The sequence below is a fragment of the Corallococcus sp. AB045 genome (assembly GCF_003668895.1).
Taxonomy (GTDB): domain Bacteria; phylum Myxococcota; class Myxococcia; order Myxococcales; family Myxococcaceae; genus Corallococcus; species Corallococcus coralloides.
Genome location: NZ_RAWN01000038.1, coordinates 1 through 13249 on the forward strand (window position 1 = coordinate 1; position 13249 = coordinate 13249).

Consider the following 13249-nt stretch of genomic DNA (forward strand, 5'->3'; position numbering starts at 1 on the left):
GTGGGGTGGGGTGCTGGGCCAATTGCCAGCGGGCACCGGCCGCACCTTTAGCGCCCAGGCCTTCGATGCCTCCAACACCGTGCGCTACGCAGGCCAGGTGACGCCCGTCACCATTCTGACTGGCCAGACGACGGCTGTGACGCTGCTGCTGCAGGAGGTGAATGCGCCGGCGCCCTTCGACAACGCGGCCCCGCGGATTCTCTCGCTGGTGGCCAGCCCCGGCACGGTGGCTCCGGGTGGCCAGGTGGTCCTCCAGGCCACCATGGATGATCCGAACGCCGGGGACGTCCTCACCTCCGCCTGGACGACGGCCTCGGGCAGTTTCAGCGAGCCCTCCAGTCTCACCACCACCTGGACGGCCCCCGTCTCCGCGGGTCAGGTGATGCTGACGTTGACGGTGACGGACTCGAAGGGCGCCAGTGCCTCCCTCAGCGTCACCATCACGGTGAGCACCGGCAACGGCAGCGCTGCCGTCAACGTCTCCTTCAACACCTGGCCTCGGGTGGTCGGCGTGACGGCCCTGCCTTCCTCCATCGCCGTCGACCAGACCACCCAGGTGACGGCCTCCGCCAGCGACGCGGATGGGGACAGCCTCAGCTACCAATGGACGGCCAACTGCGCGGGCACGTGGACGAATGCCGCTTCCGCCAGCGCCAGCTTCACGCCCTCGGCCCAGCCCTCCGGCGGCATCTGCACGCTGACGGTCCTGGTGCAGGACGGCCGGGGCGGGCAGGGCACGGGCAGTCTCACCCTCTACGTTTCGACGTCGCCCACCACCGCGCTCTTCCCGCCCGAGGTGGTGGAGACGTTCCAGTCCGTTGCCTCGGTGCCCACGGGCGGCGGCACCGTCGTCTTCCGGGTGAAGGCGAAGGACCCGCAGGGCAGCGCGCTCAGCTTCACCTGGGCCTCCAGCGCGGGCTCGCAAGGCACTGCCACCAGCACCGCCACCACCAGCGAGGTCCTCTGGACGGCGCCCGCGTGCGTGCCGCTGGGCAACCCGCCCTCGATGACGGCCACTGTCACCAATGCCCTGGGCCTCTCCACCTCTTACGTCTTCTCGCTCCAGGGTGGCTCGGCCTGCGCTTCAAACCCCGGAGTTCATCTGGCGGCGGGCCACCATACTCTCGCCGTGAAGCAGGACGGCACCGTCTGGGCCTGGGGGAACAACGGCTTCGGCCAGTTCGGCGATGGGACAACCACGAGCCACCTCACGCCCGTGCAGGTGCCGAGCTTGACGGGCGTCGCGGCTCTCGCTGGTGGCTTCTACTACTCGCTCGCCGTGAAGCAGGACGGCACCGTCTGGGCCTGGGGCGACAATACCTATGGCCAGCTCGGCGACGGGACGAGGACGGAGCGCCATACGCCCGTGCAGGTGCCGGGCCTGACGGGCGTCACGGCCGTCGCGGGTTGCCTCTACCACTCGCTCGCATTGAAACAGGACGGCACCGTCTGGGCCTGGGGGAACAACGGCAGTGGCCAGTTCGGGGATGGGACAACCACGAGCCACCTCACGCCCGTGCAGGTGCCAGGCCTGACGGGCGTCGCAGCCATTGCCGCTGGCCGCGACCACTCTCTGGCGCTGAAGCAGGATGGCACCGTCTGGGCCTGGGGCTACAACGGCTTCGGCCAACTCGGGGATGGGACGACGACAGATCGCCACACGCCGGTGCAGGTGCAGGGCATGACGGGCGTCGCGGCCATCGCTGTTGGCGTCGACCACTCGCTCGCCTTGAAGCAGGACGGCACCGTCTGGGCCTGGGGCTACAACTTCAATGGCGAACTCAGCGACGGGACAGGCACGAACCGCCACACGCCCGTGCAGGTGCAGGGATTGACGGGTGTCGTGGCCCTCGCTAGCGGCCTTTCCCACTCGCTCGCCTTGAAGCAGGACGGCACCGTCTGGGCCTGGGGCTACAACGGCTATGGCCAGCTCGGGGATGGGACAGGCACGAACCGCCACACGCCCGTGCAGGCGCAGGGATTGACGGGCGTCGCGGCCCTCGCGGGTGGCTACGCCCACTCGCTCGCCGTGAAGCAGGACGGCTCCATCTGGGCCTGGGGCGACAATACCTATGGCCAGCTCGGGGATGGGACAGCCGCGCACCAGGTCACGCCGGTGCGGGTGCCGGACCTGAGCCCCTGACGAGGCGCTGGGCGCTTGCGTTTGGCAGGCGCCCTTGGGCGGTACATTGGCTTGTCACAGGGCCCGCAGCAGCCCGACTGCGGCACCGCCCAGCACCAGCCATGCCGAGTTGACCCGCCAGCGGAGCAGCAACACCGCGCCGAGCACGGCGAGAGCCACCGTCCAGCCATCCACCAGGGCCGCGCGGCCCAGCTGCCACGTCACCACGGTCATGAGGGCCAACGAGGCCGCGTTGACGCCATCGAGCACCGCGCCCGCGGTCCTGGACCTGCGAAGCCGGGGCACCAGGGGGCCACTGAGCGCCACGAAGACGAAGGCGGGCAGGAAGATGCCCAGCGTCGCGAGCCCCGCGCCGGGCACGCCGCCCACGAGATAGCCGATGAACGTCGCGGTGGTGAAGACGGGGCCCGGGGTGAACTGGCCCACGGCCACCGCGTCCAGGAGCTGGGCCTCGGTGAGCCAGCCCCAGCGCTCGACGAGGTCCGCGCGGAGGAAGGCCAGCAGCACATAGCCGCTGCCGAACAGCACGCTGCCGACCTTGAGGAAGAACAGGAACATGCCCCCGAGGCTGAACGGGGCGGACGCCGTGGCGGTGACAGCCGTCACGCCATGCAGGGCCAACGGCGACAGCGCGAGCATCGACGTGGGAGCGGGTGCCGACCGCAAGTGGAGCCAGGCCGCCAGGGAACCTCCGGCCAAGGCCAGGATGAGCAGCTCGTTGACCCCAAGCGCGCTCGCCACGGCCGCGCCGACTGCCACGATGGCCCGGGGGCGAGTCGTGAGGGCCGTCTTTCCGAGGCCCCACAGGGCCTGGAGCACCACGGCCAGGATGACGGGTTTGACGCCGTACAAGAGGGCGCCGGCTTGCGGCAGGGTACCGAAGCGCACGTAGGCCCACGCCGCCGCGAGCGTGAGGAGCATCGCCGGGACGATGAAGCACGCGCCGGCCACGAGCAGCCCGGGCCAACCAGCACGCCGGTGGCCCAGGTGGATGGCCAGCTCGGTGGAGTTGGGGCCGGGGATGAGGTTCGTGGCGCCCAGCAGGTCGAGGAACTCCTCACGGGGCAGCCAGGCCCTCCGGCGCACGACTTCGTCTTCCATCATCGCGATGTGAGCAGCAGGCCCCCCGAACGCGGTCAGCCCCAGCCGGAGGAAGACCCGCGCGACCTCGCCGAGCGAGCCTCGAGTGACGTCGCCGGAATGCGTTGAGTCCATGCGCCGCGGGAGCCTCGTGATGAACCGGAATCGCGGTGGATGGTGCCACAGCGCCGGGCAGGGGACAGGCCCCAATGAACCCCAGCCAGTCTCCCTGGAAGGTCAGGCCGCGACGTCAATCCAGAGCCGAGCGCCGCGAACCCCAACAGCTGGGCGCCGCCGCGCACCATCGCACGGCGACCGAGCTTCACGCCTCGCCCCTTACCGGCTTCGTCGCCCGAGCAAGCGCCTCGACCATGCCCGGTCCGGTCATGAAGCCGCTCGCGAGCACTTCAAGGCCGGCGCTGCCACGGAAGAGCACGGTGGGGAACCCGCTCACGCCCAGGGCCCTGACCTCCTGGAACTCGTTCGCCGTCGCCCGCTTCGCGTCCGCATGGTCGAACCGGCTCAGGAACACCTTGAAGTCGAGTCCGTGCGCGGCGCAAACGCTCTCGTAGAAGGACGCCACGGTCGGGTCCTCCCCATCGGCGTAGAACTTCCGCTGGATGGAGGCAAACACGTCGTACGCGCGCGTCTCCGGTCCCGGCATTTCCTTGAGCATCCCGCGCATGACGAGGAACGCGCGGCACGCAGGCTCGGTGTCGTAGTTGAACTCCGCCCGGTCGAGGAACCGGGTGGAGAACGGCTGTCCGGTGCGCGCGGCAATCTCTTCCCAGTGGTGGCGCAGGAAGCCTTTGAACCGCTCGTTCCAGGGATCCCCGCCTCCCGCACGGAGCCCGCCCACCAGGACGCGGAAGGGGATGCCCCTTCGGTTTGCCTCCGCCTCCAATTGGCGGAGGCCGGGCGAGCCTCCCCAGCACCAGGAGCACATCGGGTCCCCCACATAGAGCACCTCTCCCACGGGCCCCTCGGCGCTCGACCCGGCGCTCTTCTGCGCCGCGCCGGGGAGCGCGCACGTCCCAGTCTCGGGGTCGCACAGCGCCTGCACGTCAGGGGGCGTCTCGTTCTCGTTCCTGGGGGTCTTCATGGCCATCTCCGGGTGGCGTCACCGCACTGCCACGCCCCGAGAGATAGCCCCAGCCCCCTGCGTTGACGACTCCCGCGGACGCGCACAGCATGTGCGTTCATGCACATCGCCTGGGACGACCTGCAGACGGTGGAGGCGCTGGTGCGCACGGGGAGCGTCGTGGGCGCGGCGCGCGAGCTCTCGCTGCGCCACTCGTCCATCTCGCGACGGGTGGACGCCCTCGAGCGCGCGCTCGGGGTGCCGCTCTTCCTGCGTGGGGCGACGCTGCGCCCGACGCCGCTCGGCCTCGCCATCGCCGAGCGCGCGGGCCGCATGCACCCCCACGCCCTGGATGTGGGGGCACTCATCGAGGAGCAGCGCCGGGCGCGCGCAGGCCGGCTCGTCATCACCACGAACGAAGTGCTGGCGTCACTGCTGTTCGGCGCGCTGCGCACGTGCGGCTTCACGCAGCGGGTCCAGGTGCGCATCTCCGAGAGCGAGCTGGCGCTGGAACCCGGGGTGACGGATCTGGCCTTGCGGCCGAGTCACACGCCGGGCGGTGCGCTGCGGGGACAGCAACTGGGGAAGCTGCGGCTCGGAGTGTTCCGGGCGCGGGCAGCCAATCAGGACACGGCGGCCTGGGTCCTGCCATCAGGGAACCTGCGCACCCGATCCTCCATGCGCTGGTGGAAGGCTGTCCCCGAGGACGCGGAGTCCCTCGTGGAGTGCGACACGCTGCTCGGCATCAGGGATGCCTGCGTCGCGGGCTTGGGGAGGAGCGTGCTCCCGGCGCTGCTCGCAGAAGGGGACCCGCGCCTGGTGCTGGAGAAGGAGCTCCCGGGCGGCCCACCGGTGTGGCTGCTGTCCGCCGCCACCCGGCGCGCGGACGCGGCCCTCCGGCGGGCGCGGGAGTCACTCGCCGAAGCACTCCGGAGCGCCCCGGGCGTGTGGGAGACATGAGGTCCTTGTTCAGCCAGGGCTGCAAAATATAGCAAACGCCAGTGCAGCAGCCGGCGCAGGAGCCGTCGGCGTATCCGGAACCCTGGCATGACTCCACCGAGGGCACTTACGGTGGGCAGCGGATTCCCTTGCATCAATTTCCACCGCGCGGGCTCACCTCCGTGAGTGACGGTGCGTGCTCCGAAAGGGGGAGTCGCCATGCACCGGCAGCACTGGCCCGAAGACCCATGGGGGGCGATTGGGCTGGCATCCGTGCTCCGCGCGGCTGGAGCTCCTTGGAGGCAAAAATGAAGCACTTCGGATTGTGGGTTGGACTCGTCATCACGGGGTTGGTGGTGGGGTGCGGTCCCGTTGGAACGGAGGGCCCGGGAATGGAGGACTCCGCCGAGGCGCAGCGCTACACCCCGGAGCAGGTCAATGCGCTGCTGGCAGAGACGCCGAAGCCGGACGAAGCGATGCTCCAGGCGCTCGCCGCGGCCTGCCAGCCCACGAACACCAACAGCTGCGTGAATGCTGGCTACGGCGCCTGTGGCAACTGGTCCGCGTACGCTGCCTGTGGCGAGCTGTCCTCGTGTAATTTTGCCGGCTGCCGGACCCGCGTCTGCGACAATGGCCCCTGCTATTTCGAGTACCTCGGTTCGGAGACCCAGGGCAACAACCGTTACCGCGTGTGTTTCAACGCCGTGGGCCAGTCCTGCACGGAGTTCGAGCAGACCACGACCACCGTCTGCGGCTGCGCCGAGTTGTAATCTCGTCCGTCGGCCCTGTTCGCGGCCCGGCTCCTCGCACGCGGGGCCGGGCTGTCTTTATTCCAGGCCGAGGCCAGGATGACGGGTTTCACGCCATCGCGAGGCATTCAACTCAGGCAGGGCGGTTACATATAGCAGAAGCAAGTGCAGCAGCCGGCGCAGGAGCCGCCGCTATACCCGTTACTCTGGCATGACCGGTCGCAGTTCTCTTTGCACTCATACGGCGCCGCCGGCGCCGCCTCGGACGTGGCAAATGCCTGGGTGGCACCGAACGACACGACAAAACCAGCGGCGACGGCGAGCAGCAACTGTCCTGCCTTCTTCGCGGAACGAATCACTGTGACCTCTCAGGGTGGGATGTCAGCCATTTGGAACGGCGCGGGGACTACACCACGCCTGCCCATCCGGGTTCAAACGGGCCACTCCTGACTCTATGCAGAAGCCAACGCCTTCTGCGGTCGCTGGAGCTGAAGCGGCTTGAGCAGACTGAGCTGGCCATCCACCTGGGCCACCAACGTACCGGCTGGCCCGGGCTGCTGGTGGCCGGAGTGTGCTTCATCGTCCCGGCAATGCTCCTGACGCTTGCGGCGGCCTGGGCCTACGTGCGTTTTGGCACCCTGCCGGCGACCGTTTCGAAACCTACGGCCGTGAGGGGCTGCTACCTAAAGCCTCACGAAGTGGTTGTCATGGATAACCTCAGCGTCCATCACCGGCCGGCAGTCGAGCAACTCATTCGCAGTCGCAAGGCCGCGCAGGAAGGAGGTCCGCGCGGACCACCGTGGCGTGGGCCCTGACTCAGGAGCAGGTGCACGGGCCCTGCTTGTAGAGTCCTGCGCTCCTCTCCTGGCACAGCACTCGTCCGCGTCGGCGCGGATTGCCATTCGGGGAGGCCCATCCAGTTGCAGACGGGGGAGAAGTCCATGAGGCAAGAGAATCGAAGCAGGCTGGCGTGTCTGGCGTTGGGCCTGGTGCTGGCGTTGGCCGGCTGTGGTGGGGCGCAGCAGCCCGAGGAGGCGGAAGGCAGCGCGCAGGCGGTGGTGACACTGCCGCAGGCCCTGAGCGCCAGCGACGTGGCGCGGGTGGAACTCACGGTGTCGGGCACCGGCATGACGACGCGCACCGACGCGCTGGTGAAGACGGGTGGGCAGTGGGGTGGGGTGCTGGGGCAGTTGCCCGCCGGCACCGGCCGCACCTTCAGCGCCCAGGCCTTCGATTCCTCCAACACCGTGCGCTACGCCGGCCAGGTGACGCCCGTCGCCATCCAGGCCGGACAGACGACGGCGGTGACGCTGCTGCTCCAGGAGGTGAATGCGCCGGCGCCCTTTGAGAACGTGGCTCCGCGGATTCTTTCGCTGGTGGCCAGCCCCGGCACGGTGGCCCCGGGCGGCGTGGTGGCCCTGCAGGCCACCGCGGAGGACCCCAACGCGAGCGACACCCTCGCCTACGCCTGGACGGCCAGCACGGGCAGCTTCAGCGCCGCCTCCAGCCTCTCCACGGCCTGGACGGCACCGGCCTCCGCCGGCCCGGTAGTGCTGACGCTGAAGGTGACGGATTCCAAGGGCGCCAGCACCTCCCTGAGCGTCACCGTCACGGTGAGCACCGGCACCGGGAGCGCGGCGGTGAATGTCACCGTCAACACCTGGCCACAGGTGGCCACAGTGACAGCCCTGCCGTCCTCAGTGGCGGTGGGCCAGTCCACCGCAGTGACGGCTACCGCGAGCGACAACGACGGGGACAGCCTCAGCTACCAATGGACGGCCTCGTGCGTGGGCACGTGGACGAATGCCACCTCGCAGAGTGCCAGCTACACCCCTTCCGCCCAGCCCTCCGGCGGGACCTGCGCCCTGACGGCGACGGTGCAGGACAGCCGCGGTGGGCAGGGGACGGGGACGCTCACCGTCCACGTGGGCCCGCCCACCACCGGGCGCTTCCCGCCCGAGGTAGTGGAGACATCCCAGTCGGTGGCCACGGTGCCGACGGCGGGCGGCACCGTCGTCTTCCGGGTGAAGGCGAAGGACGCCCAGGGCAGTGCCCTCAGCTTCTCGTGGGCCACCAGCACCGGCACGCTGGGCACCGCCTCCAGCACCGCCACCACCAGCGAAGTCCTCTGGACGGCGCCCTCCTGCGTCCCCTCGGGCGCGACGGCCTCGGTGACGGCCACTGTCACCAACGCCCTCGGCCTCTCCACCCGCTTCGCCTTCGCCCTCCAGGGCGGTGCCACCTGCGCCGCGAGCAGCGGGGCTCGTCTCGCCGCTGGCCAGTTCCACACGCTGGCCTTGAAGCAGGACGGCACCGTCTGGGCTTGGGGAAACAACGGCGAGGGCCAGCTCGGCGACGGGACAACCACCGACCGCCTCACGCCCGTGCAGGTGCCGGGATTGACGGGCGTCGCGGCCCTCGCTGCTGGCCTTTCCCACTCGCTCGCATTGAAGCAGGACGGCACCGTCTGGGCCTGGGGTCACAACGGTCACGGCCAGCTGGGCGACGGGACAACCATCCGGCGCCTCACGCCCGTGCAGGTGCCAGGCCTGACGGGCATCACAGCCCTCGCAGGGGGCGGTTCCCACTCGCTCGCTTTGAAGCAGGATGGCTCCGTCTGGGCCTGGGGCTTCAACAGCCAAGGCCAGCTCGGCGACGGGACCGTAACGCACCGCCTCACGCCGGGGCAGGTGCCGGGCCTGACGGGCGTCGCAGTCCTCGCCGCTGGCACCTACCACTCGCTTGCCTTGAAGCAGGACGGCACCGCCTGGGCCTGGGCGATCAACGGCAATGGCCAGCTAGGCGACGGGACCACCACCCAGCGCCTCGCGCCCGTGCAGGTGCCGAGCTTGACGGGCGTCGCGGACCTCGCCGCTAACAACCACCACACGCTGGCCGTGAAGCAGGATGGCACCGTCTGGGCCTGGGGCTACAACAACAATGGCCACCTCGGCGACGGGACCACCACCCAGCGCCTCACGCCCGTGCAGGTGGCGGGTTTGGCGGGCGTCGCGGACCTCGCCGCTGGCAACCACCACTCGCTGGCCGTGAAGCAGGACGACACCGTCTGGGCCTGGGGCAATAACTCCTACGGGCAGCTCGGCGACGGGACCACCATCCAGCGCCTCACGCCCGTGCAGGTGGCGGCTTTGGCGGGCGTCGCGGACCTCGCCGCTGGCAACCACCACTCGCTGGCCGTGAAGCAGGACGGCACCGTCTGGGCCTGGGGCAATAACTCCTACGGGCAGCTCGGCGACGGGACCACCACAAACCGCCTTACGCCGGTGCGGGTGCCGAGCCTGAGCCTCTGACTGGAGACGGTCGGCGAGGAGTACCACGCCGCGATGACGAAGCTGGAGACGCGCTACCGGCTCGCCTTGACGACCGCGGCCCCCGCGAAGCTCAACCCGGTTAGTTGACCGTTAACCGGCCAATCCGCCCGCTGGCGTCTGCGCAGAAGGGCCCAGGGGGAGGGAAGGGCGAGCCTGGGCCGACCCAGGGGACACTCACGGTGCTTGTGGGCAGTGCTTCCTGCAGTCGTTGTCCGGGCGCCCGGTCCACGCGATGCTCAATCGCGAGGGGCGTGCAAACCCACCCCATCGGGTCGTCACGCTCCCGTCCAGCTCCGACTGACACCACCGCGCCCATCGAAGCCGGGCGGGGGCTCATCCACGCCCCGTCCAGATGGGGCGCGGCGAGCTGTTACCCATGGGCTTCCCTGGTGGTCTCCGCATTCCTGTAGTTGCGTCAGTCCATGCGAAAACTCCTCCTCCTCTGCTTGCCGCTGTTCGCCTGTGTGACGACGAAGTCCGTCCCGGTCCCGGCTTCTGCCGACTCCAGCGCGTTGCATCAGGTGAAGCGGGTGAAGGTGGCCGAGGGGGTCGAGCTCGAGCTGCTCGACTTCGGAGGCCAGGGACCCGCGCTCGTCTTCCTGTCGGGCCTGGGCAACACGGGCCACGTGTTCGACACCTTCGCGCCGGAGTTCACCGCGGCCCATCACGTCTACGCCGTCACCCGCCGGGGGTTTGGCTCGTCGAGCTGGCCCGAGCAGGGCTACGACACCGCCACCCTGGGCGAGGACGTCGTCCGGGTGCTGGAGGGGCTGGGAATCGCGAAGGCGTCATTCGTGGGCCACTCCGCCGCCGGGCCAGAGCTCACCTGGGTGGCAACCCATCACCCGGAGCGCGTGGAGAAGGTGGTCTACCTGGACGTGAGGACCGACGGTGACCTGCTGGCGGAGTTCCTTTCGGTCCTGCCCATGCCTCCTCCGAGCGAGCCCGCTCCCGAGGACGTGGCCTCACGCGCCGCGCTCGCCGCCGCGGTCGCGCGTGACGTCGGAGGAGCGTTCCCCGCGCACGAGATCGACGAGGCGAACGAGTTCGATCCGAAGACCGGGCACTACCTGCGCGACCGCAAGTGGCCGCACGCGGAGGAGCGGGTGATGAAGGGTTTCTCGCAGGTGGACTTCGCGGCCGTGACGGCGGCCGTGCTCTTCCTCTACGTGGATCAGCCTCGGTCCGGGCGGGCGGAGGACCTCCCAGGCTTCTCCCAAATGGACCTTCCCGTGCAGGAGAAGTTGAGGACCCTGAGCGCCAGGGCGCTCCAGCGGGACGCCGAAATGCTGAGCGTGATGAGCATGCCGAACTGGAAGGGCATCAAGCTCGAGCACGCGCGGCACTACGTCTGGCTCACCAACCATGATGAGGTGCTGCGCGAGATGAAGACCTTCCTCGAGCCATTTTGAAAGGGCGGCGAAGGCGCGCTGGATGAGCGCATCTCCTTCGCCCCGTCCAGACGGGGGTGAGGAGGCGCTTGTCAGAGACTCAGGCCCGGCACCTGCACGGGCGTGAGGCGCTGGGTGGTGGTCCCGTCGCCGAGCTGGCCGTAGGGATTCCAGCCCCAGGCCCAGACGGTGCCGTCTTGCCTCAAGGCGAGCGTGTGGTTGTGGCTAGCGGCGAGGGCCGCGACACCCGTCAAGCCCGGCACCTGAACGGGCGTGGGGCGGTTCGTGACGGTCCCGTCGCCGAGCTGGCCCTCGACGTTGCGTCCGCAGGCCCAGGCGGTGCCGTCCTGCCTCAAGGCGAGACTATGATACCCGCCCGCCCCGAGACGAGCCCCGCTGCTCGCAGCGCAGGCGGCGCCGCCCTGGAGGGCGAAGGCGAAGCGGGTGGAGAGGCCGAGGGCGTTGGTGACGGTGGCCGTCACCGAGGCCGTCGTGCCCGAGGGGACACAGGAGGGCGCCGTCCAGAGGACCTGGCTGGTGGAGGCGGTGCTGGTGGCCGTGCCCAGCGTGCCGGTGCTGGTCACGGGGCAGCCACCGGCGCCGCCGCACGAGCTCATCTTCCATCATGGCGATGTGCGCGGCAGGGCCCCCGAAGGCTGTCAGCCCCAGCCGGAGGAAGACCCGCGCGACCTCACCAAGCGAACCCCGGGTTACGTCGTCGGAATGAGGGGAGTCCATGCGCCGAAGGAGCCTCGTGATGAGCCGGAACCGGCGGAATCGCGGTGGATGGTGCCACGGCGCCGGGCAGGGAACGGGCCTCAACGAACCCCACCTGGGACCCCAGAGGCTTGTCGGGATAGGGGGGCGACCCAGACGGCTTTAGAGAGGCCCTTGGCTGTATCCGGCGTTTCCGCCTTCGTGCCCGGATAGGGTCGCTCATGGCAGCAGGGTGCTCCCCCTCCCACAGATCCGGACGTGCGGATTTCCCGCATCCGGCTCTTCGTGTCACGGCTTCGCTGCACGCAGCACCGAGTGAACCGCACGCACGGGAGGCAGTGGATGGCGCTTCAGCATCGCTGAGAACTTCCGCCAGGGCATCGACTGTCGCTGAGAGCCGACGGTTGAGCCACTTCCTCCAGATGAATGCCACCTCGTGACGAAACCGCGCGAGCGCCTGCGAGTTCCCGGTGATGCCGTAGTACCCGTAGTGCCCGAGGAGCTTCGACGACAAGGTGCGGTGCTGCTCTTTGACGGAGGCGTGCCGCACGTCCTTGCACCACAGCGTGATGCGCTGCAGTGCCCGGGTGAAGCGCCCCTTGGCCGTCTTTCGCTTGATGACCCAGCTTCCCTTCAGGCTGCGGCTCCAGAAGTGCGTGAAGCCCAAGAAGTCGAAGCTGGCCGGCTCAGGCATGTAGCTACGGTGCCTGGGCTGGAAGGGGAGTAGCCGGGTTTTCTCGGGGTGCACCGTGAGGCTGAATCGCTCCATCCTCTTTGGCAGCACCTCGTTGACCCGCCGCGCGTCTGCCTCGCTGGAGAAGCCGATGACGAAGTCGTCCGCGAACCGCACGATGAAAGCCCGGCCTTGGAGCCGGGGCTTCACGGTGCGCTCGAACCACTCGTCGAGCACTCCATGCAGGAAGATGTTGGCGAGCAACGGAGAGATGACCCCGCCTTGAGGGGTTCCGGCCTCGGGCCACGACAGCTGGCCTTCCTCCATCACCCCGGCGTTGAGCCACTTCCCAATCAGGCGAAGGACGACCCCGTCCTGCACCCGCTGGCGAACGGTTTCCTGCAGCTTCCGGTGGTCGAGCGTGTCGAAGAACTTCCGCACGTCGACCTCCAGAACCCAACCGCCTCCCATGGACATCATCTGCTTCCAGAAGCTCTCCAGCGCGGTGTGCGGTGAGCGGCTGGGCCGGAACCCGTGCGAGCAGTCGAAGAACTCCTGCTCGTAGAGGGGCTCCAACAGCATGGCCACCGCTCGCTGCAGCACCTTGTCCTCGAGGGTGGGTATCCCGATGGGGCGGGTTTCGCTCCCGGTCCCTTTGGGAATGTGCACCCGGCGGACGGGAGGAGCCCGGTACGTCCCGGCTTTGGCGCGAATGAGCAGCTCCGCGAGGTTGCCCTCGAGGTTCTCCTCGTATTGCTTCGCGGTTTGGCCGTCGACGCCCGCGGCGCCTCCTTTGCGCGTCCTACGGAAGGCCTCCTTCAGCCAGTCGAGGTCCATGAGGTGCGACAAGTTCCGGACGGGCTGTCCAGGTGTCCGTCGCGCCAGCATCGCTATCCGCTGGTGTTTCGTTGAGATGGAAATGGAGCTCTGTGTCCCCGGCATCTTTCCCTCCAGCGGTTCCGTGACCCGGCACTCCCTTTCCTCGACTGGCTCCCGTTCGGGCATTGGTTCGCCAGCGTCGTCGGTACTACGGAGTGCTCCGACTTCCCGACCTCCGTCCCACCCAGCTGTGGATTTCCCTCGCTCGGTGGTTTCCACCCCCAGAAGGGCGGGCGGAGAGGGCGGGACCTCCCAGGTTCCTGGG

8 protein-coding genes and 2 pseudogenes are annotated in these 13249 nt (G+C 69.1%); 5 read left to right on the forward strand and 5 right to left on the reverse strand.

The genetic code is table 11. The annotated features are described in order from the left end of the window. Positions 1 to 2143 (forward strand): Ig-like domain-containing protein (locus D7Y21_RS42630; protein ID WP_370038471.1); only part of this gene is annotated, 2143 nt, incomplete at its 5' end. 54 nt (positions 2144 to 2197) lie between these two features. Here the strand turns inward: D7Y21_RS42630 and chrA are convergent. Both chrA and D7Y21_RS11805 read right to left on the reverse strand, forming a co-directional pair. Continuing rightward, positions 2198 to 3358 carry a chromate efflux transporter gene (chrA, locus tag D7Y21_RS11800; RefSeq protein ID WP_121713218.1) on the reverse strand — a complete coding sequence of 387 codons (1161 nt, stop codon included), beginning with the start codon at positions 3356 to 3358 and terminating at the stop codon, positions 2198 to 2200. A gap of 187 nt (positions 3359 to 3545) precedes the next feature. Then, positions 3546 to 4325 (reverse strand): DsbA family protein, encoded by a 780-nt coding sequence (locus tag D7Y21_RS11805; RefSeq protein WP_121713220.1) that lies wholly within the window; start codon positions 4323 to 4325, stop codon positions 3546 to 3548. A gap of 99 nt (positions 4326 to 4424) precedes the next feature. On the opposite strand from D7Y21_RS11805, the gene D7Y21_RS11810 reads away from it, so the two are divergent. From D7Y21_RS11810 to D7Y21_RS11830, 4 genes are all read left to right on the forward strand, one after another. Next, positions 4425 to 5264 (forward strand): LysR family transcriptional regulator, encoded by an 840-nt coding sequence (locus D7Y21_RS11810; RefSeq protein ID WP_120568326.1) that lies wholly within the window; start codon positions 4425 to 4427, stop codon positions 5262 to 5264. 287 nt (positions 5265 to 5551) lie between these two features. Next, on the forward strand, positions 5552 to 6013 hold the full coding sequence (locus D7Y21_RS11815; RefSeq protein WP_147443433.1) for a hypothetical protein: 462 nt from the start codon (positions 5552 to 5554) through the stop codon (positions 6011 to 6013). 920 nt (positions 6014 to 6933) lie between these two features. Further along, positions 6934 to 9303: an Ig-like domain-containing protein gene (locus D7Y21_RS42640; protein WP_233612067.1), complete on the forward strand. Its 2370-nt coding sequence runs from the start codon at positions 6934 to 6936 to the stop codon at positions 9301 to 9303. A gap of 443 nt (positions 9304 to 9746) precedes the next feature. Further along, complete coding sequence (locus D7Y21_RS11830) at positions 9747 to 10736, forward strand: alpha/beta fold hydrolase (RefSeq protein WP_233612068.1); 990 nt, start codon at positions 9747 to 9749, stop codon at positions 10734 to 10736. A 77-nt stretch (positions 10737 to 10813) separates the two neighbouring features. Here D7Y21_RS11830 and D7Y21_RS11835 read toward each other — a convergent pair. The 3 genes and pseudogenes from D7Y21_RS11835 to ltrA all read right to left on the reverse strand — a co-directional run. Then, positions 10814 to 11293, reverse strand: a pseudogene (locus tag D7Y21_RS11835) (RCC1 domain-containing protein); the annotation flags it as partial. Between the two features lie 52 nt (positions 11294 to 11345). Continuing rightward, positions 11346 to 11453: pseudogene (locus tag D7Y21_RS43615) on the reverse strand (hypothetical protein); the annotation flags it as partial. Beyond that, positions 11407 to 13110, reverse strand: coding sequence for a group II intron reverse transcriptase/maturase (ltrA, locus tag D7Y21_RS11845; RefSeq protein ID WP_233612069.1), 1704 nt, complete (start codon positions 13108 to 13110; stop codon positions 11407 to 11409). The gene ltrA and the pseudogene D7Y21_RS43615, both read right to left, overlap by 47 nt. Positions 13111 to 13249: the final 139 nt, after the last annotated feature.